The organism is Devosia sp. BK, from assembly GCF_032907385.1.
In the GTDB taxonomy this organism is placed as follows: Bacteria; Pseudomonadota; Alphaproteobacteria; order Rhizobiales; family Devosiaceae; genus Devosia.
In genome coordinates, this window is sequence record NZ_JAIMBX010000002.1 from 562459 (window position 1) to 589191 (window position 26733).

25 protein-coding genes are annotated in these 26733 nt (G+C 60.7%); 15 read left to right on the forward strand and 10 right to left on the reverse strand.

All coding sequences use genetic code 11. The features are described from left to right. Positions 1–37: 37 nt before the first annotated feature. Positions 38–859: an alpha/beta hydrolase gene (locus DevBK_RS14770; protein WP_317185985.1), complete on the forward strand. Its 822-nt coding sequence runs from the start codon at positions 38–40 to the stop codon at positions 857–859. A 14-nt stretch (positions 860–873) separates the two neighbouring features. Continuing rightward, on the forward strand, positions 874–1446 hold the full coding sequence (locus DevBK_RS14775) for a hypothetical protein (RefSeq protein ID WP_317185986.1): 573 nt from the start codon (positions 874–876) through the stop codon (positions 1444–1446). 3 nt (positions 1447–1449) lie between these two features. Here DevBK_RS14775 and DevBK_RS14780 read toward each other — a convergent pair whose 3' ends face one another. Beyond that, positions 1450–2472, reverse strand: a complete 1023-nt coding sequence (locus tag DevBK_RS14780; protein WP_061908693.1) for an LLM class flavin-dependent oxidoreductase — start codon at positions 2470–2472, stop codon at positions 1450–1452. A 167-nt stretch (positions 2473–2639) separates the two neighbouring features. On the opposite strand from DevBK_RS14780, the gene DevBK_RS14785 reads away from it, so the two are divergent. After that, the gene (locus DevBK_RS14785; protein ID WP_062628778.1) at positions 2640–2822 is read left to right on the forward strand and encodes a DUF3606 domain-containing protein; all 183 of its coding nucleotides are present in this window, start codon (positions 2640–2642) and stop codon (positions 2820–2822) included. On the opposite strand, the gene DevBK_RS14790 is transcribed toward DevBK_RS14785, so the two are convergent. The 8 genes from DevBK_RS14790 to mutM form a co-directional block, all read right to left on the reverse strand. After that, complete coding sequence (locus tag DevBK_RS14790; RefSeq protein ID WP_317185987.1) at positions 2819–3580, reverse strand: metallophosphoesterase family protein; 762 nt, start codon at positions 3578–3580, stop codon at positions 2819–2821. The two genes, DevBK_RS14785 and DevBK_RS14790, sit on opposite strands and share 4 nt — an antisense overlap. Before the next feature lie 49 nt (positions 3581–3629). After that, positions 3630–6083 carry a DNA topoisomerase (ATP-hydrolyzing) subunit B gene (gene gyrB, locus DevBK_RS14795; RefSeq protein ID WP_317185988.1) on the reverse strand — a complete coding sequence of 818 codons (2454 nt, stop codon included), beginning with the start codon at positions 6081–6083 and terminating at the stop codon, positions 3630–3632. 124 nt (positions 6084–6207) lie between these two features. Further along, positions 6208–7320, reverse strand: coding sequence for a DNA replication/repair protein RecF (recF, locus tag DevBK_RS14800; protein WP_317185989.1), 1113 nt, complete (start codon positions 7318–7320; stop codon positions 6208–6210). Positions 7321–7493: 173 nt separating this feature from the next. After that, positions 7494–8615 carry a DNA polymerase III subunit beta gene (gene dnaN / locus DevBK_RS14805; RefSeq protein WP_317185990.1) on the reverse strand — a complete coding sequence of 374 codons (1122 nt, stop codon included), beginning with the start codon at positions 8613–8615 and terminating at the stop codon, positions 7494–7496. A gap of 175 nt (positions 8616–8790) precedes the next feature. Beyond that, positions 8791–9171: a hypothetical protein gene (locus tag DevBK_RS14810; RefSeq protein ID WP_317185991.1), complete on the reverse strand. Its 381-nt coding sequence runs from the start codon at positions 9169–9171 to the stop codon at positions 8791–8793. Positions 9172–9459: 288 nt separating this feature from the next. Then, on the reverse strand, positions 9460–10923 hold the full coding sequence (dnaA, locus tag DevBK_RS14815; protein WP_062628783.1) for a chromosomal replication initiator protein DnaA: 1464 nt from the start codon (positions 10921–10923) through the stop codon (positions 9460–9462). 881 nt (positions 10924–11804) lie between these two features. Then, on the reverse strand, positions 11805–12071 hold the full coding sequence (gene rpsT, locus DevBK_RS14820; protein ID WP_061908707.1) for a 30S ribosomal protein S20: 267 nt from the start codon (positions 12069–12071) through the stop codon (positions 11805–11807). 206 nt (positions 12072–12277) lie between these two features. Further along, the gene (gene mutM / locus DevBK_RS14825) at positions 12278–13165 is read right to left on the reverse strand and encodes a bifunctional DNA-formamidopyrimidine glycosylase/DNA-(apurinic or apyrimidinic site) lyase (protein WP_317185992.1); all 888 of its coding nucleotides are present in this window, start codon (positions 13163–13165) and stop codon (positions 12278–12280) included. Between the two features lie 116 nt (positions 13166–13281). Here mutM and ubiE point away from each other — a divergent pair, with 116 nt between their 5' ends. From ubiE to DevBK_RS14850, 5 genes are all read left to right on the forward strand, one after another. Further along, positions 13282–14046, forward strand: a complete 765-nt coding sequence (gene ubiE / locus DevBK_RS14830; RefSeq protein WP_317185993.1) for a bifunctional demethylmenaquinone methyltransferase/2-methoxy-6-polyprenyl-1,4-benzoquinol methylase UbiE — start codon at positions 13282–13284, stop codon at positions 14044–14046. 87 nt (positions 14047–14133) lie between these two features. Next, positions 14134–15681: a 2-polyprenylphenol 6-hydroxylase gene (ubiB, locus tag DevBK_RS14835; RefSeq protein ID WP_062628786.1), complete on the forward strand. Its 1548-nt coding sequence runs from the start codon at positions 14134–14136 to the stop codon at positions 15679–15681. Between the two features lie 114 nt (positions 15682–15795). Further along, entirely contained in the window at positions 15796–16404 is a 609-nt protein-coding gene (locus tag DevBK_RS14840) for a hypothetical protein (RefSeq protein ID WP_317185994.1), read from the forward strand. Next, the gene (gene dut, locus DevBK_RS14845) at positions 16401–16859 is read left to right on the forward strand and encodes a dUTP diphosphatase (RefSeq protein ID WP_317185995.1); all 459 of its coding nucleotides are present in this window, start codon (positions 16401–16403) and stop codon (positions 16857–16859) included. Before DevBK_RS14840 ends, dut begins: the two co-directional genes overlap by 4 nt. Positions 16860–17017: 158 nt before the next feature. Beyond that, the gene (locus DevBK_RS14850) at positions 17018–17737 is read left to right on the forward strand and encodes a HesA/MoeB/ThiF family protein (RefSeq protein ID WP_317185996.1); all 720 of its coding nucleotides are present in this window, start codon (positions 17018–17020) and stop codon (positions 17735–17737) included. Here the strand turns inward: DevBK_RS14850 and DevBK_RS14855 are convergent. After that, the gene (locus tag DevBK_RS14855) at positions 17734–18654 is read right to left on the reverse strand and encodes a LysR family transcriptional regulator (RefSeq protein WP_062628791.1); all 921 of its coding nucleotides are present in this window, start codon (positions 18652–18654) and stop codon (positions 17734–17736) included. The genes DevBK_RS14850 and DevBK_RS14855 overlap by 4 nt on opposite strands. 417 nt (positions 18655–19071) lie before the next feature. Here DevBK_RS14855 and DevBK_RS14860 point away from each other — a divergent pair, with 417 nt between their 5' ends. The 7 genes from DevBK_RS14860 to DevBK_RS14890 are packed head-to-tail and all read left to right on the forward strand — an operon-like array spanning position 19072 to position 26705. Continuing rightward, positions 19072–20364 (forward strand): ABC transporter substrate-binding protein, encoded by a 1293-nt coding sequence (locus tag DevBK_RS14860; RefSeq protein ID WP_317185997.1) that lies wholly within the window; start codon positions 19072–19074, stop codon positions 20362–20364. Positions 20365–20422: 58 nt separating this feature from the next. Continuing rightward, positions 20423–21709 carry an ABC transporter substrate-binding protein gene (locus tag DevBK_RS14865; RefSeq protein ID WP_317185998.1) on the forward strand — a complete coding sequence of 429 codons (1287 nt, stop codon included), beginning with the start codon at positions 20423–20425 and terminating at the stop codon, positions 21707–21709. Positions 21710–21718: 9 nt separating this feature from the next. Beyond that, on the forward strand, positions 21719–22657 hold the full coding sequence (locus DevBK_RS14870) for a carbohydrate ABC transporter permease (protein ID WP_410494083.1): 939 nt from the start codon (positions 21719–21721) through the stop codon (positions 22655–22657). 7 nt (positions 22658–22664) lie between these two features. Continuing rightward, complete coding sequence (locus DevBK_RS14875) at positions 22665–23534, forward strand: carbohydrate ABC transporter permease (protein WP_061908927.1); 870 nt, start codon at positions 22665–22667, stop codon at positions 23532–23534. Between the two features lie 4 nt (positions 23535–23538). After that, entirely contained in the window at positions 23539–24558 is a 1020-nt protein-coding gene (locus tag DevBK_RS14880) for a Gfo/Idh/MocA family oxidoreductase (protein WP_317185999.1), read from the forward strand. Further along, complete coding sequence (locus tag DevBK_RS14885; protein WP_317186000.1) at positions 24555–25634, forward strand: Gfo/Idh/MocA family oxidoreductase; 1080 nt, start codon at positions 24555–24557, stop codon at positions 25632–25634. The genes DevBK_RS14880 and DevBK_RS14885 overlap by 4 nt, the downstream gene beginning before the upstream one ends. A 15-nt stretch (positions 25635–25649) precedes the next feature. Continuing rightward, complete coding sequence (locus tag DevBK_RS14890; RefSeq protein ID WP_317186001.1) at positions 25650–26705, forward strand: sn-glycerol-3-phosphate ABC transporter ATP-binding protein UgpC; 1056 nt, start codon at positions 25650–25652, stop codon at positions 26703–26705. Positions 26706–26733 lie beyond the last annotated feature (28 nt).

The window sequence follows — 26733 nt, forward strand, 5'->3', positions numbered from 1 at the left end:
ACGAATTGGGAGAGCATTGTTAATTAAGGACTTTCTCATGCCAATGATTAAAACGCGCGACGGTACATCCCTTTACGCCAAGGATTGGGGCGAGGGGCGCCCGGTGATCCTGCTGCACGGTTGGCCGCTTTCGGCCGATAGCTGGGACGATGGCGCGCTCGTTCTCGCGGAAGCCGGCTATCGCGCCATTGCCTATGACCGCCGTGGCTTTGGCCGCTCGGAGCAACCCTATTCGGGCTATGAGTATGACACTCTGGCCGACGACCTTGCCGATGTCATTCAAGCCACTGGCGCGGAAGATGCGGCCTTGATCGGGTTCTCCATGGGCGGCGGAGAAGTCGCGCGCTACATGTCGCGTCATGGCGGCAAGGGTATCAGCCAGGCCGGACTTATCGCTTCGGTCGTGCCTTATATGCTCAAGACTGACGACAATCCCGATGGCACGCCGCAGGATACGTTCGACGAAATGACCAAGGGCATGAAGGAAGACCGGGCAAAGTTCTTCGCCCATTTCTTCAAGACCTTTTTCGGCATTTCGCTGATGGATCATCCCACCTCGGACGATGAAGCGCATCACGCCTGGGTCGTTGCGATGCAGGCGGGTCTCAAACCCACCCTCGATTGCGCTAAAGCCTTTGCGACGACGGACTTCCGCCCTGACCTTGCTTCGTTCCGCGTCCCGACGCTGATCGTGCACGGCACAGCCGACAAGACCGTGCCTATCGATGCCTCGGCACGTGCGGCTGCGGCCGGCATCGCCAATGCGACGCTGATTGAATATGACGGCGCCCCACATGGTCTTTTCGCGACGCATAAGGATCAGTTGATGGCCGACATCAAGGACTTCCTCGCGCGCTAAAACGGCTTGGAAGCATGGCAATCTTTTCTTGCCGGAGCGGAAATGGCAGGGCAGAAAGCGCTATGCGCTTCTGCCTTGTCTTTTTCGTGTTTGTTTTCAGCGCCCTTTCGGCGCGAGCCGAAACAGCCCAAACCGCCTTTAGCGAGGCGATCGACCTCTTCGAGGCCGCATTACCCAATCTGCCCGCCGAAATGGTCAGCGTCGATATTGCGACCTATCGCGATGCGCTTACTCTGCGGCAGTTCCGGTCCGCCTACTGGGGCGGGAGCATTTCGCTAGACGTAGCCGAAGCCGGCGAGGGCGCCGAGCGCTCCTGCAAAGACTTTGCCGCCTTCGTACGATTGCCGCCGCAAGACGGCAAACTCGTACTGACGCTCTGCCCTCAGTTTTCGACGCCCGGCGCCGATGCATTGCGACGCCTGACAATCATCCACGAAATGGTTCATGTGGTGGCCGGTCCAGACGAATGCCGGGCCATGGCTTTCGCCGCTAGGGTTGAAGAGGCCGCGACCGGTACATTCACACCGGTCGACCGCTATTGGGCCGCCAACAACTGCGCGGCAAGCGCGTTCAGCCTGCCGCGCTAATTCTTACCGCCAGCCAAGGCTCGGGGCGACGTGGGTCAAAATGCTCTCGATCACATGAGCATTGTAGTCGACGCCAAGCTGGTTGGGCACCGTGAGCAGCAGTGTGTCGGCTTCGGCGATGGCTTCGTCACGCTTGAGTTCTTCGATCAACTTGTCGGGCTCGGCGGTATAGCCACGACCGAACACGGCGCGCTTTTCCGGCTCGATATAGCCGAACTGGTCCTGCTCCGGACGGCCGGCGCCGAAATACATGCGGTCCTGATCGTTGACGAGCGCGAAGATCGACCGGCTGACTGAGACGCGGGGCTCACGGCTGTGTCCCGCTTCTTTCCAGGCGGCACGATAGGCGCGGATCTGTTCGGCCTGCTGGATGTGGAATGGCTTGCCGCTCTCGTCGAATTTGAGCGTCGAGGACTGCAAGTTCATGCCCATCTGCGCCGCCCAGATCGCGGTGGCGTCGCTGGCGGCGCCCCACCAGATACGTTCGCGCAGACCTTCCGAATGTGGCTCGAGCCGCAACATGCCCGGCGGATTGGGGAACATGGGCTGCGGATTGGGCTGTGCAAAGCCCTTGCCCTTTAGCACTTCCATAAAGACTTCGGCGTGCTGCCGCGCCATGTCCTGGTCGGTCTTGCCCTCTTCGGGCCCAAAACCAAAATAGCGCCAGCCGTCGATGACCTGCTCTGGCGAACCGCGCGAAATGCCAAGCTGCAGGCGGCCACCGGCGATCAGGTCGGCTGCACCAGCGTCTTCAGCCATATAGAGCGGATTTTCGTAGCGCATGTCAATCACGGCCGTGCCGAGCTCGATCTTCTTGGTTTTTGCGCCGGCTGCCGCAAGCAGCGGGAAGGGCGAGGCGAGTTGGCGGGCAAAATGGTGCACGCGGAAATAGGCGCCATCGGCTCCCAACTCTTCGGCAGCAACCGCCAAGTCGATGGATTGTAGCAACGCGTCACCGGCCGACCGCGTACCGGACTGCGGCGAAGGGCTCCAATGACCAAAGGACAAGAAACCAATCTTTTTCATGTGAGCCTCGCGTGAATACCTTGGCTCTTAGCTATGCGCTCGTGTGTCGAGATTAAAGCCAGGTTTCGCGAGACGGACTGGAAAGGATCACCGAACACTGGATTTGCGGTGCATTGAACCCATGGAGTCGAGAGGCGTTACAGAAGATAACGCCAAGGAGAACTATCATGGCCAACACTACCCAGACATCGCGTGGCCGCAGCCAGGATCGCGCCAAGGTTGCCGGAAACCAGGATCACGAAGTCCGCTACGAAGCGGACAAGACCGGCAAGAGCAAGGACGCGGTAAAGTCAGCGGTGAAATCTGCCGGCAATTCGCGCAAGGCAGTCGAAAAAGAACTCAAGCACTAGGTCCGCTTTGCCTTCTGCTTCTTCGTGATGCCGCGATAGACCGCGGTCCGCAGTTCGCTGGCATAATAATCATAATGCGGCATGCCGCTCTGCTGCGCGATCTGTAATTCGGCCTCGATGTCATAAGGCACGCGGACGAAGCTCAGCGACCAACCTGTGGGACTGTCCGGCCCGACGTCGATGATGCAGTAGCAAGCCAAAGGCATGTCCAGCGGATTGCCGACGCTCCCTGCATTAAAGAGCGTGTGGCCTTCGAAGCTGACCATGTAGGGCGTGTGAATATCGCCATAGCCGACCAGTACCGGCGGCGTGACGTGTCCGGTGAAGTCGGTATTGGCAAACATCTGGCGATGCACCTCGCGAGACGCAGTCTCGTAGACCCGGTTAAAAGGGCTCACCTGACTGGCGTGGTAAAACCGCGCCGGGTGTCGACCGAACATGCAATCCACGCTTCCCGGCAGATTGGCGAGATAGTGATTTCGCTCCGGTCCGAGCTGGCTCTGGTGCCATAGCGTCGCAGAGGTTGCTTTTCGGCCGCTCGCGACGTCAGCATCCCAATTGCCTTGAACGACCACCTCACAAACTTGCCGGCAGCGATCGACGACTTCGGCGGACCGCGGCCCTTTGCCGACCAGATCGCCGAGATTGAAAATGCGGGTGATCCCACGCGCTTCGATATCGGCGAGAACGGCTTCAAGTGCGGTGAGATTGCCGTGGACGTCGGACATGATGGCGATGCGTTCGGGCGATCCGACCATGTCACTTCCCGCTTGGCAAGAAAAAGGCCGCCCGGAGGCGGCCTTGGGATTAGACGTCCAGATTGCTCACATTGAGCGCATTGTCCTGGATGAAATCGCGGCGGGGCTCGACGAGGTCGCCCATCAGAGCGGTAAAAATCTGGTCGGCTTCGTCGGTCTGGTCGATCTCGACGCGCAGCAGCGTGCGAGCATTGGGGTCGAGGGTCGTTTCCCAAAGCTGCTCGGCGTTCATCTCGCCAAGGCCCTTATAGCGCTGAAGGCTGACGCCCTTGCGGCCGGCATCGGTGACAGCCTTGAAGAGCGTGCTTGGCCCAAAGATATTGATCGTCTCGCCTTTACGCTTGAGCGTCGGCACGCCGCCGAACAATTCATCGAGACGCCCAGCAAGCTGGCGGAGTTTTCGCGCGTCGGCCGACTGAAGCAGCGCACGATCGATCTGGTGCGTCTCGTTGACGCCGCGCACCGTGCGCGAAAAGGCCAAAGCTTCGTCGTCCGTGATCGTGCCGCTCCAGCCGCGTTCCAGTTCATCGGAAATGCGATCGAGGCGATTGGCAACGCGCTTCAATGTCTCGGCGCTCTTTTCCGGGTCGGCCATGCCATCGGGATCGAGCGCGCCGACGATTGCGGACTGCTCCACAAGATTACGGTTGTAGCGCAGGTTGAGGTTCTTGATCGCATAGTCGATATCGCGCGCCTGCTGCAGGATCGACATGAGGTCGGGGCCCGCATGTTCAACGCCATCGCGGGTCGTGAAAACGGCTTCGTCGAGCCCGGCATCGAGCAGGTAGTTTTCAAGCGCCCGCTCGTCCTTGAGATATTGTTCGGAGCGGCCGCGGGTCGCCTTATAGAGCGGCGGCTGGGCGATATAGATATGCCCGCGCTCCAGTAGCTCGCGCGTCTGGCGGAAGAAGAACGTGAGCAGCAGCGTGCGGATATGGGCGCCGTCGACGTCGGCGTCCGTCATGATGATGATCTTGTGGTAGCGCAGCTTATCGGCGTTGAACTCTTCACGGCCGATGCCGGTGCCAAGTGCAGTGATCAGCGTGCCGACTTGATCGGACGAAATCATGCGATCAAAGCGCGCGCGTTCCACATTGAGGATTTTACCCCGCAGCGGCAACACGGCTTGATTGGACCGGTCGCGGCCTTGCTTGGCGGAACCACCTGCGGAGTCACCCTCAACGATGAAAATTTCGGACTTGGCCGGATCGCGTTCCTGGCAATCGGCAAGCTTGCCGGGGAGCGAGGAGATTTCGAGCGCGCCCTTGCGGCGGGTCAGTTCGCGCGCCTTGCGCGCGGCTTCGCGGGCGGCGGCGGCTTCGACTACCTTGCCGACGATGACCTTGGCTTCGTTCGGATGCTCTTCAAACCATTGGCCGAGCTTGTCGTTGACGATGTTTTCGACGACGGGACGCACTTCCGACGAAACCAGCTTGTCCTTGGTCTGGGACGAGAATTTGGGGTCCGGAACCTTGACCGAGAGAACGCAGGTCAGGCCTTCGCGCGTATCGTCACCCGAAAGCTCGACCTTTTCCTTTTTCGCGATGCCGGACGATGCGGCGTAGCCCGTCACCTGGCGCGTCAGCGCGCCGCGAAGCCCGGCCAAGTGCGTGCCGCCATCGCGCTGCGGGATGTTGTTGGTGAAGCACAGCACGTTTTCATGGTAGCTGTCATTCCACTGCAGCGCCACCTCGACAGTGATCCCATCCTTTTCCGAGATCATGGTGATCGGGGTTTCGATTACTGGCACCTTGGACTTGTCGAGATACCGAACAAACGCTTCCAGCCCGCCTTCGTAGAAGAGCTCGACCTCGACATGTTCCGGGTGACGATGATCGCGCAGGTGAATGCGAACGCCTGAATTCAAGAACGCGAGTTCGCGCAGGCGATGCTCGAGCGTCTTGAAATCGAACTCGACCATGGTGAAGGTATCGGTCGAGGGCAGGAAGGTGATTTCCGAGCCCGACCGGCCTTCGTAGGTCCCTGCCTGCTTGTTCTCGACATAGGAGCCGACGACCTTGAGCGGTGCATCGGCATCGCCATGGGTAAAGCTCATCTCGTGGATCGAGCCATTGCGGCGGATATTGAGTTTCAGGAACACCGAGAGCGCGTTGACGACAGAAACGCCGACGCCGTGGAGACCACCGGAAACCTTATAGGAATTCTGGTCGAACTTACCGCCGGCGTGAAGCTGGGTCATGATGACCTCGGCGGCCGAAACGCCCTCTTCCTTGTGGATGTCGGTGGGAATACCGCGGCCATTGTCGTTGACCGAGCAAGACCCGTCGGCATTGAGCGTCACCGTCACGAGGTCGGCGTGGCCAGCCAGGGCTTCGTCGATGGCGTTGTCGACGACTTCGTAGACCATGTGATGAAGGCCTGAGCCGTCATCCGTATCCCCGATATACATGCCGGGGCGCTTACGCACCGCGTCGAGACCCTTAAGCACCTTGATGCTGTCGGCGCCGTACTCGTTCGGGGTCGGATTTTCGCTATCGCTCATTGGGTCCGAATCACTCGTATTTCTGGTCTTTTTGTTCTAGCGGAACGGGGCCGCAACCCCAAGAAAATTGCCGGTTTTTGCGGCTTATCGTGGGCAAAAGCAGGCGCTGTGGGCTCGCCTCTGGCTAGTCGAACCCAACGCGCCCCTCGCGCACGACAAAACGTTGCGCCCGCCCCTCCAAAGCCTCGAACAGCAGTGGATCAGTGCCGGTCAAAAAGCACTGGGTTTCGAGCCCATCGAGCGCGGCAAAAAGCGCCCGTCGCCGATCCGGATCGAGATGCGCCGCAATCTCGTCGAGCAGCAGGAAAGGCACGATGCCGGTGCGCAACCGAACGAGGCGCGCATGGGCAAGGATGAGCCCGATAAGGAGCGCCTTTTGCTCGCCAGTTGATCCCAGGGCCGCCGGCATGTGCTTTTGCGCATGGAGCACATCGAGATCGACCCGGTGTGGTCCTGATGTGGTGCGCCCCGCTGCCCGATCAAGGCCGCGCGCCGCATGCCAGCGCTGCGCCAGCACGGCCTCGAGTTCGGCCGAGGTCGGTGGCTCCACCCCATCCTCGAAGAGCGGCGTCAGCGACAGCATGGCTGCGGGAAAACTGTCATCATCGAGGCTCTCGACGATCAGCGACTGAAGATGGGCCAGGCTATCGGTGCGGTTGAGGTGGATGGACGCCCCAAATTCCGCCATCTGTGCTTCGACCGCCGACAGCCAACGCAGATCACTGCTGTCTTCGAGCAGCTTGTTGCGCTGGCGCATGGCCTTTTCGTAGTCGCTGACAGCCAGCGAGTGCGAGGGGATCAGCGTCGTCACCAAGCGATCCAAGAACCTGCGTCGCTCGCCTGCGGGCCCGGAGAACAGCCCGTCCATCGAAGGGGTCAGCCAAAGCACGCGCAGATAGTCGCTCATGGCTTCGATGGAGCGGGCATTGGCGCCATTGACGCGCACCCGGCGCCCCCCATCGGGCGTGGCGCCTGTGCCGATATCGGCGGGTCCACTATCGGTCTCGATCGTTGCGGCTACAGCCCAGCCGATATCTGAGCCCTGCTGCTGCAGCGTCTCGAAATTGGCGCCGCGGAGGCCTCGCCCGGGGGAGAGGACTGAGACGGCTTCAAGAAGATTGGTTTTGCCAGAGCCATTGGGACCGGTAAGGACGACATGGCGCTCGTCGAGATCGAGCGCCGCGGAGGCGTAGTTCCGGAAAGCGGTGAGGCGAAGGCGGGAGATGTGGCGGATCATTTTTTTGGTCCGCTTAGGGAAGCCCCCCTCACCCGCCAGCTTTGCCGTCGACCTCTCCCCCAGAGGGAGAGGTGGGAGGATGCTAACGTCGCGGAGCGACACCTCGCCCTCCGGGGGAGAGGTCGGCCCGCAGGGCCGGGTGAGGGGGCCTTCACTTCAAGAAAAATCTGAAACTAAACGCGCATCGGCATCAGCACGTAAAGTGCGTTAGCTTCGCCCTCTTCCTTCACGAGCGTCGGCGAATTGGCGTCGTTAAAGAGGAAGACGGCGCTTTCCGAGCGGATCTGGCCGATGATGTCGAGAAGATAGCGGGCATTGAAGCCGATTTCGAAGGCATCGATGTCAAAGTCGACGGCAAGCTCTTCGCTGGCCGTGCCATGGTCAGGATTGGTCACCGACAGTTCAAGCAGGCCATCATGGGCCGAAAGCTTGACAGCCTTGCCGCCGCGATCCGAGGCAATGGTTGAGACGCGGTCGACAGCCACGGCAAAGGCGCCACGATCGACCAGCATCTGCTTTTCATTGTTCTTCGGGGTCACGCGATCATAGTCGGGGAACGTGCCTTCGATAAGCTTTGAGAGCAGCACCACCGGACCCACGGTGAAGCGGATCTTGGTGTCGGACACTTCCACCTTCACATCGCCATCGACACCGTCGAGCAGCTTTTGCACCTCGCCCACGGTCTTTTTCGGCACGATGATGCCGCTCATGCCCTGGGCGCCTTCGGGCGCAGCGATTTCGGCGCGCGCCATGCGGTGGCCATCGGTCGCCACGGCGCGGAACAGCGCACCGGTCGCCGAATTCTCGACCGCGTGGAAATAGATGCCGTTGAGATAATAGCGCGTCTCTTCGTTCGAGATCGCAAACTGGGTGCGCTCGATCAGCTCGCGCAAGAGCGCCGCGGGCACATCGAATTCATGGGCAAAGGCGCCCGATTTCAAATCGGGGAACGAATCGGGCGAGAGGCACGCGAGGTTGAAGCGCGAGCGGCCGGAGGTGAGAACCATGTTCTCCCCGCCATCGGTTTCGAGCCGCACTTCGGCGCCGTCCGAAAGTTTGCGGACGATTTCATAAAGCGTATGCGCCGGGACGGTCGTCGTGCCGGGCGTCGAGACCATGGCCGGCAGCGATTCCGTCACCTCGATATCGAGGTCGGTCGCGCGCAGTTCGACATGGTCTTCGCTGGCCTTGAACAGCACGTTTGCCAGGATCGGATAGGTATTGCGCCGTTCCACCACCCGATGCACATGGCTCAGCGACTTGAGCAGATGGTTGCGTTCGAGTGTGACTTTCATAATCGGCTTTTATCCCAGAGATATGCGACGACAAAACCGGCCAGAGGCCGGGCACGGACGTTTACAGTTTCATAACAGATTGGCAAGGCCACGTGGGGTTTTAGAGCGTAGCGCCCATGGCCGCAAACCGGTTTTCCGCAAAAAACCATCCATCGAAGCTGGCCCGCCCCGCCGATCAGCTCTGGAACACAATCGTCACCGAGAACCGCTCATCCGGCCTTGCCCCCAGCGCCTGCAGGCCCTCGAAGGGCACACAGCGGCGAACCGCATCCATGATGCTCTGGGTGAGAAGAACCCGCTTGCTCGCCAGCTTGGCCGTTTCGGGCGCCAGCGCCGCCTCCCCCTCGAGCCGGCCATCGCCGAAAAAGACGATATCGAGCGCCAGGCGCTGGTTTTCTTCCCCCGGCGGCACCGCCCAGCACGCCATCAATTGCTGCTGAACGCGCAGGGCAATGGCCTGATTCTGCTTGGCCACCGCCTCGGGCGTCAGGCGCTGGGCCGCGGCCGGCATGGTCAGGACGATAGCAGCAAGAAGAAACACAAAAACTCGGATCATGCGCCATGGGTGCAGGCCCCACCCGGCCAGATCAAGGCACAGTCGCGTCATGCACAGGAGTTTTGCAATTTGAGCAAAATGTCTGTCCTAGCCACCGCGCTCACCCCATCCCCCGGCGTCATTCCCGCGAAAGGGGGAATCTCCTCTTCAAACAGAAATCCCCGCTTTCGCGGGGATAGGGTCTGGGCGTGTGGCACCTGCGTGCCCTGCGCGCAGAGCGCTTCGGGCGTAGTCACCTCAAATCGCTCCACCGGAGCGATTTGACCCCGCCAGAGGCGGGGCCGGTGACTACTCTTCCAGCATGCGCTTGAGCAGTTCGATTTCCTGGCCGAGCTCGAGATCATCCTTGATCATCTGCTCGACCTTACGCACCGAATGCAGCACCGTCGTGTGATCACGACCACCAAAGCGGCGACCGATTTCCGGCAGCGAGCGCGAGGTCAGCGCCTTGGCCAGATACATGGCGATCTGGCGCGGGCGCACTACGTCGCGGCTGCGGCGGGCGGAGAGCAGTTCGTTGCGCGGCACCTTGTAGTGGCGCGAGACGATTTTCAGAATATCCTCGATGCGGACGCGCTTGGCGTCGCGGGCGCGGATCAGGTCGGCCAGGGTCTTTTCGGCCAGCGGCACGGTGATGAGTTCGCCGGTCAACTGGTTGGCGGCAACGAGGCGGTTGACGGCACCATCGAGATCGCGACCGTGGCTCGTGACCGCGCGGGCGACATAATCGAGCACGGCAGGCGGGAAGTGCATGCCAAAACGGGCGGTCGACTGATCGGCCCGGCGCTGCACGATGGCGCGGCGGAGATCCATGTCGAAGGTCGAGATCGGCACGACGAGGCCGCCGGAAAGACGCGAGCGAACACGCTCATCGAGCATTTCGAGATCGCGAGGCGGCGCATCGCCCGCAACGACAACCTGCTTGGCGCCTGTCAGCAGCGCGCCGAGCGTGTGGCCGAATTCGGTGGCCGACTTGCCCTGCAGGAACTGCATGTCGTCGATGAGGAGAAGGTCGACCTTGCGCAGCCACTCCTTGAAGCCGAGCGCCGACTGGCGCTGCACGGCGGTAATGAAGTGGTACATAAAATGGTCGGCGGTCAGATAGACGATGTTTTTTGAACTATCGGCCTGGCTGACGGCGTGGGCGATGGCGTTGAGCAGGTGGGATTTGCCAAGGCCGACGGTCGAGTGGATATAGACCGGGTTGAAGGTGACGGTGTTGTTGATCGCGGCATTGGCGATTTGCTTGGCGACACCGAAAGCCATTTCATTGGCTTCGCCCGACACGAATGTGTCGAAGGTCATGCGAGAATCGATGGCGCTACCGGCAAGGGCATCGCCCTTGCTTGCTTCGCGAACGAGGCGCGCAACCGGAGCGGCATTGGCCGGCTCGACGAAAGCGGCAACGGGCGCGGCAGATTTTAAAACAGGAGCGTCTTCAACGGGTTCTGCCGCAACGACCGGCGCCGGGCTGAGGCGCGGGCGGGCTTGGCCATTGACGCGGAGCGTGACCTGGAGACGGCCGGCTTCCGGCACATCGTGGCGGAAGGCTTCGACGATCCGGTCGGAATAATTGGATTGCACCCAGGAGCAGAGAAACCGGGTTGGGGCCGAGAGATGAACGAGGTCGTCGACCAGTTCTTCAAGCTCGAGACGGGCGAACCAGGACGCAAAGACGTCCTCGCCGACACCGGCTTTAAGGCGGGCGCGCACGCGCTCCCAGACATCACGCTGAGATCCAGAATCGCCCATGACAGGTTCACCGCTCGAGTTAACGGAAGAGGAGGAGGGTGTGGTGGCCGAAGACCAGTCATCCCTTCCCGCAATTGCCTGTCGCATCATGGTTTCTCAGCCCTGTTTCGTTGTGTCCGATCGGTCCGCATGCCGTCGTGACTATTGTGTTTGTCTCGTTTGGGAACGAGCACCACCCTGCCGCCCCGGAGAGGGGAGCATTGAACCATCGGCATGGCTGCCTTTGGCCTATCGAATTGTCATTGGATCCGGCGCGAGCCGAAAACTATCTCGTCGTGCCACCCCGGAGAAAACCGGACGCACACCGACTGAATAAATTGGTCATAATCAGCCCATGCCCTCTCTCGCCTTGGGTTCGAGAGAGCTCCCAATACTTGCCCCGAAGTGAACTGCCTGCACCGTGCCGGGGTCGTTTGGACGCCCCGTTTTCCGTGCTGACCAGATTACTTTAGGGGGTTGGTTTTAGCCCCGCAACAGGTGAATCGTTGAAATAGGGTCTTGACTCAGACGCAGAGATTTAAGCCTTCCGCGAGGGCCAAAATTGCCTTTCCACAAGAGCCTGTGACTCCATACAGAATCGCTTTTTCCCAGAGTTAAGGAGCGGTGAAAAAAATGTTCTAGTCGCCGTAACTCACCGATTTTATGTCGACTTGATCGAAGTTTAGCTTTGGCCCTGATTTGGGGCTAACGCTTTCTGATTCAAGAGCTTTCAAGTCAAATCGAGGAAATCCACCGCTTTATTTGTGCGGTCACGAAACTATCATGTGACAGGGAGGCGACGAAAAACTTGCCAAATTTGGCCCAAGAAAAAAGGCCCCTTGCGGAGCCTTGTTTCCTATCCGACCGCGTCTGCCTTTTGCGGCGCCGCAGCCTTGCGTGTCTTAGGCCTGGAGAGCCTTGACGCGGCTATTGAGGCGGCTGACCTTGCGGGCTGCGAGGTTGGCATGAACGATGCCCTTGGTCGCAGCGCGGGTGATTTCCGGCTCGGCAGCCTTGAGGGCCGCGAAGGCGACGGCGTGGTCGCCGGCAGTGATCGCTTCTTCAACCTTGCGGATGAAGGTGCGCACGCGGCTGCGGCGCGACTTGTTGACCGCGGTGCGGGCAGCGATCTTGCGGGTCGCCTTCTTGGCTGACGGCGTATTGGCCATTTCGGTCCTCTTTAAACGTCCGGCCGGCAGGTCAAAATCCGCTCGAGGCGTCCTGAACCAGCCGGGTTGAAATGAAAGCGGCGGCAAGCTGCCGCCAAGTCGGTGGTGCTATAGGGGAAAGGCACCGGGGCGTCAACAGCTTTGGTCCATCGGGCCCGGTTCCGGTAGCATCACGTTACCATCGAGCCGCGCTGAACGCGAATTGGTTATGGCTGCTTCTGGCACACGGGGCAATAAAAGGTCGAGCGCCCGGATTGGACGATGCGGGCAACAGTGCCGGTGCAAAGGGGTGTCGGGCAGGGATCGCCTTCCCGATCGTAGACTGCGAAGCGATGCTGAAAGTAGCCCGAGCCACCTTCGGCATTGCGAAAATCGCGCAGGGTCGAGCCGCCGACCTCGATGGCCTCGGTCAAAACCTCGCGCACGGCGTAGGAGAGATCCTCGAGCGCCTTTTTCGGCTTCTCCGCCTTGGTGAGGAGTGTACGCGCTTCGATAGTGGGGAGGATATGTGCCCGGTGAAGGGCTTCGGCGACATAGATATTGCCAAGCCCCGCGACGACGCGTTGATCAAGGAGCGCTGCCTTGATCGGCGCCTTCTTGCCTTTGAAGGCGGCGGCCATTTCCTCGGCATTGAAATCATTGCCGAGCGGCTCGGGCCCAAGACCTTTTAAATAGGGGCTGTCCTCGGGATGTTCGAACAGGTCTAGAAATCCGAAGCGGCGCGGGTCGGCATAGATAAGGTGGCTCTTGCCGTGCTCGGGATGGCTGATCGAGAGGATGAGATGGTCGTGCTTGGGCTCGGTGCCGGGCTCATAATAGCGCGGCGGCTTGTCGATGCCGTGTTCAGCAAAGCGCCAGGAGCCGGTCATGCCCAGATGGCTCAAAATGGTCAGGCCATTGTCGAGCGCAATAAGAAGGTATTTGGCGCGGCGGCCGACATTGGTGACAGTGGCGCCGGTGATTTTCTTGGCGAGGTGTTCCGGGAACGGAAAGCGGAGATCGGGGCGCTTTTGCTCGACTGCTTCGATGCGGGCATGCAGCAGCCAGGGTTCAAGACCACGGCGGACCGTTTCGACCTCGGGCAGTTCAGGCACAGCAAAACTCCTTCGCCCTGCGCGGGTTTGCGCCATGGGCTTTTGATAACGCCTTATATATGGTGCGCGCCGATCCCATCTGGGTGTCTGCATAGACCAGCAAAGAGGCTTGAGCCATGACCGAAGCGCACGAAACCACCCATTTCGGCGAGCAGACAGTGGCGCTCGAAGACAAGCAGGGCCTGGTCAACAAGGTCTTTCATGATGTGGCCGATCGCTACGACCTGATGAACGACCTGATGAGCTTTGGGGTTCACCGGCTCTGGAAAGACGCCATGGTCGCCGAACTCGCGCCACCGCGCACCGGCAGCCGCGGCTATCAGGTCCTCGACATGGCGGGCGGCACCGGCGACATCGCCGAGCGGATCGTCAATTCAAGCCACGGCTATGCCGAGGTGACGGTTTCCGACATCAATGGCGACATGCTGCGGGTTGGTGCCGAGCGCGCCAAATCCTGGCGTTTTCCGGCCCAGGCGAGCTTCGTCGAGGCCAATGCCGAAGAACTGCCATTTCCCGACAAGAGCTTTGACGCCTATACGATCGCTTTCGGCATCCGCAATGTGCCGCGCATCCAGCAGGCGCTCAACGAGGCGTTTCGCGTCTTGAAGCGCGGCGGGCGGATTTTGGTGCTCGAATTTTCGCAGGTCGATGTGCCCGGGTTCGATGCCGTTTATCGCGGTTTTTCCGACGCCGTCATTCCGCCGATCGGCCGGGCCGTGACGGGCGATGCCCAGCCCTATCAGTATCTCGTCGAATCCATCCGCAAATTCCCCGATCCGGCGCGATTCGATTCCATGCTTTCGACGGCCGGGTTTTCGAGGGTCAAGCACACCGCCTTTTCGGGCAATATCGCGACCCTGTTTTCGGGCTGGAAGATTTGATGGCCGTGAGTTTGCAGATGGTTGCTGAAGGCCCCCTCACCCGCCGGCGTTGCCGTCGACCTCTCCCCCAGAGGGAGAGGTAAGAAAATGGGCCTTGTCTCTTATTTCCGCTTCTTCCGGGCTGGCTGGGTGCTGGCGCGGGAGGGGGCGTTCTCGGTTTTGCCGGTGGAATCCCTGCCGCCGATGATGAAGCTCGGCATTGGAATGGCGCGGGTGATCGAGCGGCCGAGCGTGCGCAAGACCGGCCATGTCGACCGGCTCAATGCTGCGCTGCATAAGCTTGGGCCATCTTATGTGAAATTCGGCCAGACGCTGGCGACGCGCCCCGATATCGTCGGGCCGCAGGCTGCCGCCGATCTTGCGGGCCTGCAGGACCGCATGCCGCCATTCGATGCGACGCTGGTGCCGGGCATTCTCGACCTGGCGCTCGGGCCCAAGGCCCAAAACCTGACCGAGATCAGCCCGCCGATCGCCGCGGCCTCGATTGCTCAGGTACATCGGGCACAATTGCGCGAGCCGGGACAATTGCCCAAGACCGTGGCCGTCAAGATGCTGCGGCCGGGCGTGGCTGAACGCTTTCATGCCGACACCAATGCGCTCTATGCCGGGGCGCGGCTCGCCGAAGTCTTTGCGCCATCGGCTCGGCGGCTGCGGCCGACCGATGTGGTGCGGACGCTCGACCATTCCATGCGGCTCGAGCTCGATCTTCGCCTCGAAGCGGCCTCGATTTCGGAACTGGCCGAAAATATCAAGAACGATACCGGCTTCATCATCCCGCAAGTGCAATGGGATCAGGTGGCGCAGAATGTGCTGACGACGACCTGGGTCGACGGCATCCCCATTCGCGACCATGCCGCGATCGATGCGGCCGGGATTGATCGCAAGGCGCTGGCATCAAAGCTGCTGCAGTCCTTTTTGCGGCACGCCATTCGCGACGGCTTTTTCCATGCCGACATGCATCCAGGCAATCTTTTCGCCGATCGCAAATCGGGCGACGTGATCGCGGTCGATTTCGGCATTATGGGCCGGCTTTCGATGCGCGAGCGGCGGTTCCTGGCTGATATTCTCTATGGTTTTATCACGCGCGACTATCGCCTCGTCGCGCAGCGGCATTTCGATATCGGCTATGTGCCCAAGGGCCAATCGGTCGAGGATTTCGCGCTCGCCATCCGTTCGATCGGCGAACCGCTGCATGGCCGCACCGCCTCGGACATTTCGATGGCCAAGGTTTTGGGGCAGCTTTTCACCATCACCGAACTCTTTAACATGCAGACGCGGCCAGAACTGGTGCTGCTGCAAAAGAGCATGGTGCTGGTGGAAGGGGTGGCGCGCAATCTCGATCCCGACCTCGATATCTGGACAGTGGCCGAACCGGTCGTCGGCGATTGGCTGCGGCGCGAGGAAGGCCCGGTCGGGCGCATCGAAGACTTTGTGGGGCATTTCAACCGGATGACCGAGGCGCTGGGACGCGTGCCGGTGCTGATCGCCGAAGCAGAACTGGCGCTGGCCGAGCACCGGGTCATGATGGCGAGACCGCAGAACCGCTTTGCCAATGGGGCGCTGATGGCCGTGCTCGTGGCGGCGTTTATCGTGCTGGTGCTGGCTGGGTGGCGGTTGCTGTCGGGTGAGCTTTGAGATTTTGCCTTCTGGCAGGATAAGGCCCCCTCACCCGCCGCGTTGCGGCGACCTCTCCCCCAGAGGGAGAGGTGGGTGACTGCCAAGGCGCAAGTGCTATTGGACGGAGAGATAATGCTTAAACGGGCCGCGAAATTTCTTGCACTTGCGTTGCTCGCATTGCCGCTGGCCGCCTGTTTCGATGGCACGATCGAGGTTTCGGTGACGAGCGCGACGACGGCGCGGATCGAGGCGGTGCAGGTGATCAATGCCGATACCTATGGCATGCTCAAGCGTGCCGATGAGGACGTGGATTATTCGGCGCTCGATGAATTCTGCACGGTGGGCAAGCTCACCGAGACTGAGGATGGCGGGGCGACCTGCACAGTCGTGAAGGAAGGGTCGTTTGCGACGCTGCGCAATTTTAACGGTACGAGCGGCGACCTGACGTTCGAACCGGCGGGCAATGGTCTCGTCCGGGTCAGCATGAGCACAAAGGGGCTCCGCGATATGGCCGGCGCCAAAGTCGAGACGACGGTCGACGGCGAAACTCGGGAAATGGCCGAAGCCTATTTTGCCGGACATACCATGACTATCCGCATCGGCGGTGGCGCTGTAACCGACACCAATCTTACGCTCTCCAAGGATAAGGAGAGCGCCGAGGTGGTCTATCCGCTGCTTGACCTTGTCACGGGAAAAGCCGAATTGCCTCAAGAATTCTATGCTGTGGTGCGCCTTCCATGACCGTTTCTCTCGCAATCGACTTTCTCTGGCTCGAGCATGGACAGGGCCTGCCCGTACCAAAAGTGCAGACCGAGCAATCGGCGGGGGCTGATCTCTGCGCGGCCGTTGCCGCCGATGCGCCGCTCGAACTGGCGCCGGGCAAGCGCGCCATTGTGCCCTGCGGCTTTGCCATGGCCCTGCGGCCGGGCTACGAGGCGCAGGTGCGGCCGCGTTCGGGCCTTGCGGCAAAGCATGGGGTGACGGTGCTCAATTCCCCCGGTACGATCGACGCCGATTATCGTGGCGAGATCAAAGTCATCCTGATCAATCTCGGGGACGAGGCTTTTACCATTACCCGCGGCGAGCGCATTGCGCAGATGGTGATCGCGCCCGTGGTGCAGCCGGCTTTTCAGGTGGTGGAGACTCTGGATGAAACTGCGCGGGGAACGGGTGGTTTTGGGTCGACGGGCCGCTAAGCGATTTTGATTTTGCCACGCGATGTCATCTCGGCCTTGAGCCGGGATCCATCTCCAGATCTCAGGATGGGCCCCGGCTTTCGCCGGGGTGACAACCGGAGGGTGGGGCAACAAGGGTTCGCCGTCCGGTATGATCTTGAAGGGGCTTAGGTTCTGGAATGTCACTTTCTCCCGACGAATCCCGGCGCTATGCGCGCCATCTGGTGCTGAAAGGTTTTGGGGGCGGGGCGCAGCAGGCACTCAAGGCCGGGAGCGTGCTTGTCATCGGCGCGGGCGGATTGGGGAGCCCGGCAATTGCCTATCTCGCAGCGGCGGGGCTGGGGCGGCTCGGCATTGCCGATCCTGACACGGTGTCGATCTCGAACCTGCAGCGGCAGGTGGTGCATGGGGTTGGGGATATCGGCTCCAACAAGGCCGAGAGCGCCAAGGGGTTTTCCGCGGGGATCAACCCATATGTGGTGGTGGAGCCGCTGGCGGATGGGATCACGGCGGAGAATGCCGAGGCGCTGATGGCGGCATATGACATTGTGCTCGATGGCTCGGATAATCTGGTGACGCGGCGGCTCGTGGCGGACACGGCCGAAAAGCTCAAAAAGCCGCTGGTTTCGGGGGCGGTGTCGATGTTTTCTGGGCAGGTGACGGTGTTTGCGCCCCATCTCGGCGGGCCGCCGCATAGCGCGATTTTTGCCGAGGAGGCGGATGATGCGAGCCTGCCATCGTGCGAGCTCAATGGAATTTTGGGACCGGTCACGGGGGTTATCGGCACGCTGATGGCCATGGAGGCGATCAAGCTCGTGACCGGGGTCGGCACGCCGCTGATCGGGCGGCTGCTCATTTATGACAGCCGCGAGGCGCGGTTTTCTGAACTGGACTATTAGAGAGGCGGCAGGCTGGCCTTGGCCGCTTTGGAAATGCGCTCGATCATGTCTTCGACGCGCTCTTCGCCGCGGCGCTCCCGCAGCACATAGAGGCCGGCAATCATCTGGCGGACGGGATCGGCTTGTTCGACTTCATGGAGGCCGCGGGCGGCAAATTCCTCGCGCATGACATGGGTGTGGACGAGGACGGCGTCGGTCGCGAGGGCATAATCGACGCAGGCGGCCAGCGAATTGGAGCGGAAGGCGAAGTGGGTGCGATCGAACACGGTTTCGACGCGAGCCCGGCGTCGCGAGGGATCGAAGAACCGGTTGTGGCGGCTCTCGGCGAGCGAGGAAATGATCGAGGGGAAATCGCTAACCTCCGCACCAGAGCGAGGCTTGCCGAGGAGCGGATGACCGGCGCGCACGAAATAGGCATTGTAGACGCGCGAGAGCGGCACAAAGTCGGTGCCGACGGCGGGGCTGAGGCCATCGATCTCGTGGGCGAGAAACATCGAAACGTCGCCCGAGAGCAGTTGATCCATCAAGCGCAATTGGTTGCCAAGGCTGACCTGCACCGGTGCCATTGGAAATTCGCGCTGATAGGCGACGACGAGATCGCGGAGGAACATGGTCCACCACGAATAGCCGGTGCCGAGCGCGAGGCCCCGGTCGCTGCCGCGCTGCTGGCCGGCAATGGAGGTCAGCGTATTATCGTAAAGCCGCTGCATGAGGCGGGCATTTTCATAAAGCGTTTCGCCATAGCGGGTGAGGCGCACGCCGCGCGAGGAGCGTTCGAAGAGCGGCGCGCCGATATTTTCCTCGAGCTTTTTCATGTTGAAAGTGAGGGTCGGCTGGGTGACGAGCAGGGTAGAGGCCGCCCCGCTCATCGAGCCGGCATCGGCGACAGCGAGGAATTGGGTCAAAAGCTTGTCCATATGCTCTGCGCCTTGGGCTATAGATATTTTCTATAATATGAGCGGTAATTTTGTAGTTTTCTAGCGGGGCTTTTTGGGCCACTGTCAGGGCAACGATAAAGTCCGGACGGCGCAAAGCCCGATGACCGGCAGACGGGGAGAACAGACCAAGGGCCACGTTTTCGGGCTCAAAGACGCCGCACCATATCGCAAAATCTTCCATACAAGGATTGTTGCCGGTCGGCGACGCGGTGTGGTAAAGGGTAACTGGCTGGTTATTTGCAGAACGAGAGCGACTTTAAACCACTGCGTGATCGCAGTTGACAAAGTAGAGCATCTGTTCACTTTAGTAACTGGTTGGTGATTTAGCGACGGGGAGGTCGCTCAGCCTATTCGCTTCGGGCTTTTCGAAGCTGTATCGTTCATGGGAGGAAAAACATGACATTTCGTATTGGACGCCGCCAGTTCCTGATGGGAACGTCGGCCCTTATGGCAGCCGGCGTCGCCGGCATCAGCCCGGTATTTGCCCAGGCGGCAAACCTGCGCCTGATCTTCTGGGGCGGCCAGGCCCGTGCCGATCGCACCTATGGCGTGACTGATCTGTTCGAAGCCGATACCGGCAACAAGATCGATGGCGAGTTCCTCGCTTGGAACGACTACTGGCCCAAGCTTGCGACGCAGACCGCAGGCGGCAATGCGCCGGACATCGTCCAGATGGACTACCGCTATATCGTCGAATACGCCAAGCGCAACGCCATTGCTCCGCTCGATGAATTCATCGGCGGCGCCCTCAAGCTCGACGATTTCGATGCTGACCAGCTCGAAGGCGGCAAGGTCGGCGGCAAGCTTTATGGCATTTCGCTCGGTGCCAATTCGGTCGCGACGCTCGTCAACACCGTGGCCTTCCAGGAAGCTGGGGTCGAGATTCCGACCAATGCCTGGACCTACGAAGAGCTCATGACCAAGGGTGAGGCCTTTGCCAAGGCCAATATCCGCAATGGCATGAAGATGATGATGGACGGCTCCTATTCCGAGCCGATGCTGGACAACTGGCTGCGCCAGAAGGGCCTCAAGCTCTATACTGCCGAGGGCAAGCTCGGTTTCGGCGCCGACGAAATGGTCGAATGGCTGACCATGTGGAAGACCATGCGCGATGCTGGCATCATCGTGTCGCCTGACAACCAGGCGCTCGATACCGGCCCGCTTGAAACCACCATGCTCGTTTCGGGCAAGGCGGCGATGATGCCGTCGAACTCGAACCAGCTCGTCGCGTTCCAGACCCTCGTCCCCGACAAGCTCGACATGATCGGTTATCCGCGGATCGCGGCTGGCGTTGGCGGCGGTCACTACCGCAAGCCGTCGATGTTCTTCTCGGTCGGCGGCTCCTCCGCCAACAAGGAAGCGGCAGCCGAATTCCTCAACTTCTTCATTTCGAACCCCGAAGCGGCAAAGATCCTCGGCGTCGAGCGCGGCATTCCCTGCCTGCCGGCGACCCGCGATATCGTCGCTCCGACCCTCGACGAGCAGAACCAGATTGCACTCAACTTCGTGTCCAATCTCGGCGATCTGCTTGGCCCACTGCCGCCACCACCCCCGGCTGCTGCCGGTGAAATCGATTCTTCGCTTCTGCGCACCATCGGCCAGGAAGTTGGCTTTGGTGCGCGTACGCCGGAAGATGCTGGCCCGTACTTCGTCTCCGAAGCAACGGCCATTCTCGAACGCGCGACCTGACATCACGACCCCACGCGCCCCCATTCCGGGGCGCGTGGCTTATTTTATTGGTGACCAAATGACTTTTCCGCTTTCCCGCCGTCAGTTCCTCCTCTCGAGCACCGCAGCCCTTGCCGCTGGCGCTCTCGGAACGATCCCGAGCTTTGCACAGGCCGCCAATCTGCGGCTGATCTTCTGGGGCGGACAGGCCCGTGCCGACCGCACCTATGGCGTGGTCGATCTCTTCACGGCGGAAAATCCGGACATTTCCATCGATGGCGAATTCTTGGGCTGGGCCGACTATTGGCCCAAGGTCGCGACGCAGACCGCCGGCGGCAACCAGCCCGACATCATCCAGATGGACTACCGCTATATCGGGGAATATGCGCGCCGCGGCTCGCTCGCCCCGCTCGATGCTTTTGTCGGCAAGGATCTCGACCTCTCGGCCTTTGACGAAGACCAGCTGCGCAATGGCACGATCGATGGCAAGCTGATCGGCGTCAGCCTCGGCGTCGCTGCCGGCGCCACCGTTTTTAATACCAAGGTTCTGGCTGACGCCGGCGTCGAGATCGACCCGATGCGCTGGACCTATGACGACCTCCTTACCCTTGGCCCCAAAGTGTCGGAATCGACTGGCGGCGCCATGGCGATGGCCCCCGATGGCAGCGGCATCGAACTGCTGTTTGAAAACTGGCTTCGCCAGAAGGGCAAGGCGCTCTATGCCGATGGCCAGCCGGCCTTTGCCCCCGAAGACGTGACCGAATGGTTCGAACTTTGGACCGAATTGCGCAATGCCAAGGCGATCATTTCGCCCGACGAGCAGGCGATCGATACCGGGCAGCTTGAAACCGCGCCGCTCGTGCGCAGCAAGTCGGCCATGAATTTCACCACGTCCAACCAGCTCGTCGCCTATCAGACGCTGGTGCCCGATCCGCTCGGGATCGCGATTTTCCCTGCAACCTCGCCTGATTCCAAGGGCGGCCATTACCGCAATTCCTCGCAGTATTTCGCGCTCTCCTCGACGAGCGCTTCGCCGGAAGCTGCGATCAAGTTCATCAACTTCTTTGTCAACACGCCCGAGGCCGCGACCATTCTCGGCGTCGAACGCGGCGTGCCGGCCTCCTCGGCCATGCGCGATGCGGTGACCCCGACGCTCGACGAGCGGAGCCAGATGGTCGTCAAATATATCGCCGATCTCGGTGAGATTGCCGGCGATGTGCCACCGACGCCGCCTGCCTCGGCCGGCGAAATCGAAGTTGCCCTCAAAACCAAGAGCCAGGAAGTCGCTTTCGGCGCGCAATCGCCCGCCGATGCCGGTCCCGCTTTCTACGACCAGGTCATCCAGACCCTGGGGAGGTCGAGCTAAAGCATGAGCATTCAAAACGTCGCTTCGGCACCGCCGTCAGCGGAGGTTGAAAAAGTCTCCGGCTGGCGGCGCATCTGGCAGCAGGATGCCCCCGGCTACCTGTTCCTCCTGCCCTGGTTCATCGGGTTTTTCGGGCTGACGCTCGGGCCGATGATCTATTCGTTCTATCTCAGCTTCAACCATTTCGACCTGTTGACGGCGCCGCGCTGGGCGGGCCTCGACAACTATATGCGCATGTTCACCAACGATCCGAAATTCTCGGCATCGATGCGCGTGACCCTGTTCTTCGTCGTCTTCTCGGTACCGCTCAAGCTCGCCTTCGCGCTTGGCGTGGCGCTGCTGCTCAATCGCGGCATGAAGGGCCTGACGATCTATCGCTCGCTGTTTTATTTACCGAGCCTGCTCGGCGCGTCGGTGGCCATCGCCATCCTCTGGCGCCAGATCTTTGCCGGTGACGGCCTCGTCAACAAGTTCCTCTCCATCTTCGGCATTGTCGGCCCAAGCTGGATTTCAAACCCCAATTATTCGCTCTGGACCCTGATCGTGCTCTCGATCTGGCAGTTCGGCTCGCCAATGATCATCTTCCTCGCCGGTCTTCGCCAGATTCCGCAGGATATGTATGAGGCGGCAAGCTTGGATGGCGCCAGCAAATGGCGGCAGTTCTGGAAGATCACCCTGCCTCTCCTGACGCCGGTCGTCTTCTTCAACGCCATCATCCAGACCATCGAAGCCTTCAAGAGCTTTACTCCGGCTTTCATCATTTCGGGCGGCACGGGTAACCCGATCAATTCGACGCTCTTTTATACGCTCTATCTCTACCAGGAGGCCTTCGGCTTCTTCCGCATGGGCTACGCTTCGGCGCTTGCCTGGGTGCTGCTTGCACTCGTAGCCCTCTTTACCGCCTTCTCGTTCCTCACCTCCAAATACTGGGTGCACTACGATGACTGATGCCCCCATGAAACTGACCGTGGTCGGCGTCGAGACGCCGAAGTGGCGCAAGCAACTGACCTCCGTCGTCAGCCACGCGCTGCTGATCGGGGCATCGATCCTGATGCTCTATCCGCTGCTCTGGATGCTCGCGGCCTCGTTCCGGCCGGAGAACGAGATTTTCACCTCGGCGAGCCTCATTCCCTCGTCCTGGAGCATCGACGCCTATTTCCGCGGCTGGAATGGTCTCCGCACCAGCTTTTCGGTGTTCTTCACCAATAGCTTCATCATCTCGATCCTCTCGGTGATCGGCAACGTGTTCGCCTGTTCGCTGGCGGCCTTTGCGTTCTCGCGCCTCGAATTCCGCGGCCGCAAGATCTGGTTCGCGCTGATGCTGATGACGCTCATGCTGCCCTATCAGGTGACCTTGATCCCGCAATATGTGCTCTTCCGCCAGCTTGGCTGGGTCGATACCTTCCTGCCGCTCGTGGTGCCAAAGTTCCTGGCGGCCGATGCCTTCTTCATCTTCCTCATGGTCCAGTTCTTCCGCGGCATTCCGAAAGAACTGGATGAGGCCGCAATGATGGACGGCGCCGGACCCTGGCGCATTTATTGGAAGATCATGCTGCCGCTTTCGACACCTGTTCTGGCGACGGCTGCGATCTTCACCTTCATCTGGACCTGGGACGACTTCTTCGGGCCCCTCATCTATCTCAACAAGATGAGCGACTATACGGTGATGCTGGGTCTGCGCACCTTCACCGACTCGACCGGCACCTCGGACTATGGCGGGCTGTTCGCCATGAGCGTTCTCAGCCTCGTGCCGATCTTCCTCTTCTTCCTCATCTTCCAGCGCTTGCTCATCGAGGGCATCGCGACGACCGGTATGAAGCGTTAAACCTATGACTGATCTGAAGTTTGCCGCCATCGGCATCAATCACGCGCACATCTATGGACAGGTCGACTGTCTCAAGCGGGCAGGGGCACAATTTGTCGCCTTCCACGCTGTCGAAGACGATCTGGCCAAAACCTTTGGCGAAAAATATCCCGAGGCGAAACGCGTCTCGGATCCGGCTGCGATCCTCGAAGACGCCTCCATCCAGGTCGTCGTGACGGCCGCCATTCCGGGCGACCGCGCCGCCATCAGCCTTGCCGCCATGCGGCATGGCAAGGATGTGCTGACCGACAAACCCGGCATGACCACGCTGGCCGATCTCGAAGAGATCAAAAAAGTTCAGAAGGAAACGGGCCGGATTTTCTCTGTGCTCTATTCCGAGCATTTCGAAGTGCCAGCGGCCGTCGAAGCGGGCAATCTGATTGCCCAAGGCGCCATTGGGCAGGTGGTCAATACCATCGGCATGGGGCCGCATTCGCTGCGTCTCAACAATCGTCCCGACTGGTTCTTCACGCGCAACCGCTATGGCGGCATCCTGTGCGATATCGCCAGCCACCAGTTCGAACAGTTCCTGTTCTTCTCGGGCGCCAATGATGGCGAGGTGGTCTCCTCGAGCGTTGCCAATCGCAACCACCCCAACCGTCCGGGCCTGCAAGACGTGGGCGATGCCCATGTGCGCACCGAAAAGACCACCGGCTATATCCGCGTCGACTGGTTCACTCCCGAAGGTCTGCCGACCTGGGGCGATGGCCGCCTGACCATTTTGGGCACGGAGGGCTATATCGAACTCCGGAAATATATCGACATTGCCGGGCGGCCGGGCACGGATCACCTCTTCCTCGTCGACAAGAAAGGCGTGCAGCATATCGATTGCGCGGGCGTCGACCTGCCCTTCGGCCGTCAATTCCTCGATGACGTGCGCAACCGCACCGAAACGGCTATGCCGCAGGAGCGCTGCCACAATGCCATGAAGATGGCGCTGACCGCGCAGGCCAATGCCGAAGCCGGCACGGAGTGGGTGAAATGAGCCGTATCCTCAACGTCGCCATCGTCGGCTGCGGCATCGGCCGCTCGCATATCGTCGAGGGCTACCAGCCCAATTCGGATAAGTTCAAGGTTCTGGCGCTCTGCGATCTCGATGCCGAACGCATGGCCAAGGTCGGCGATGAATTCGGCGTCGAGCGCCGGATCACCAATTTCGACGATCTCCTCACCATGGACGATATCGACATCATCGATGTCTGCACCCCGCCGGGCGTGCACTATTCGATGGTGATCAAGGCGCTCGAAGCGGGCAAGCATGTGGTCTGCGAAAAGCCGCTTGTCGGCTCGCTGCGCCAGGTCGATGAGATCATGGAAGCGGAAAAGAAGGCCAAGGGCCTGCTTATGCCGGTCTTCCAATATCGCTTTGGCGACGGGATCGAACAGGCCAAGGCCGTCATCGACGCTGGTCTAGCCGGAAAGCCCTATGCCGGGACCGTCGAAACCATGTGGCGCCGCGAAGCGCCCTATTATGCCGTGCCCTGGCGCGGCAAGTGGAAGACCGAACTCGGTGGCGTCCTCATGGGCCACGCCATCCACCCGCACGACATTTTTACGTATTTGATGGGCGATATCGCGCGCATCTTTGGGCGCGTAGCGACGCGGGTGAACTCGATCGAGGTGGAAGACACGATTTCCGCCTCGCTCGAAATGCAGAGCGGGGCGCTTGCGAGCTTTACGGCAACGCTGGGCTCGGTCGATGAAATCACCCGTATCCGCCTGCAGTTCGAGCATGTGACGATCGAGAGCGATCATGCCCCCTATAATCCGGGCAAGGAACTCTGGAAAATCCTGCCGCGCAATGACGAGGTGAAAGCCAAGATCGACGCGCTGCTCGCCAATTGGACGCATGTGCCGAGCCGGTTCCAGACCCAGATGGTGCGCTTCCATGAAGCCATCGAGGGCAAGCGCCCGCTGCCCGTGACGTCGGCCGATTCGCGCCGCTCGCTCGAACTGGTCACGGCCTTCTATCATTCATCATCGACGCACCAGGAGGTCGTTCTCCCCCTGGGTCCGGATCATCCGCTCTATGAGAGCTGGGTGCCGGCCGCGTTCCGATAAGCTGAGGAAACAGATATGGCGACGAGCATTCAACTGCATAAGCTCAAGAAAGCCTATGGCGATGTCCAGGTCATCCATGGCGTCGACCTCACTATCGAGCCGGGCGATTTCACCGTTTTCGTCGGTCCTTCGGGCTGCGGTAAATCGACACTTCTGCGCATGATCGCCGGCCTCGAGCCGATCACCGGGGGCGACCTCCTGATCGATGGGCAACGCATGAACGAAGTGCCGGCAGCCAAGCGCGGCATTGCCATGGTGTTCCAGTCCTATGCGCTTTACCCGCATATGTCGGTTTACCAGAACCTGGCATTCGGGCTCGAAACGGCCAAGATGCCGAAGGCAGAGATCGAAAAGCGCGTGCAGCGCGCGGCCGAGATCCTGAAGATCGAGCCGCTCTTGAAGCGCAAGCCCAAGCAGCTCTCGGGCGGCCAGCGCCAGCGTGTTGCCATCGGCCGTGCCATCGTGCGCGAACCGAAGATCTTCTTGTTTGACGAGCCGCTGTCCAATCTCGACGCCGAATTGCGCGTCGCCATGCGCGTCGAAATTGCCAAACTGCACAATGATCTTGGGAACACCATGATCTACGTGACCCACGACCAGGTCGAAGCCATGACCATGGCCGACAAGATCGTGGTGCTGCGTGCAGGCATCATCGAACAGGCCGGCGCGCCGCTCGACCTCTACAACAATCCGCGCAATCTCTTCGTCGCCGGCTTCATCGGCTCCCCGAAGATGAACTTTCTTACCGCTTCGGGTGAGGGTGAGACGGTCAAGACGGCGGGCGCCAGCGTGGCGCTCGGGCGCAATGTGGCGGGGGCGGCGACCTTCGGCGTGCGCCCCGAACACATCACCCTGACCGAAGGCTCGGGCGTGCGCTTTGCCGATCTACGCGTTGATCTCGTCGAAAATCTCGGCGGGCAGACTGTGGTTTATGCAACGACATCGGACGGCCAGGCCATGACCGTCGTGCTCGAAGGCCAGCGACAGGTGGAACTCGGCTCGACCGTTACCGCCTATGTCGATCCGGCCAGGGTTCAGGTGTTCAATGCCGAAGGCGCTGTGATCCGCTAAGATCGGCGTTTCGATTTATGGCCGGCTC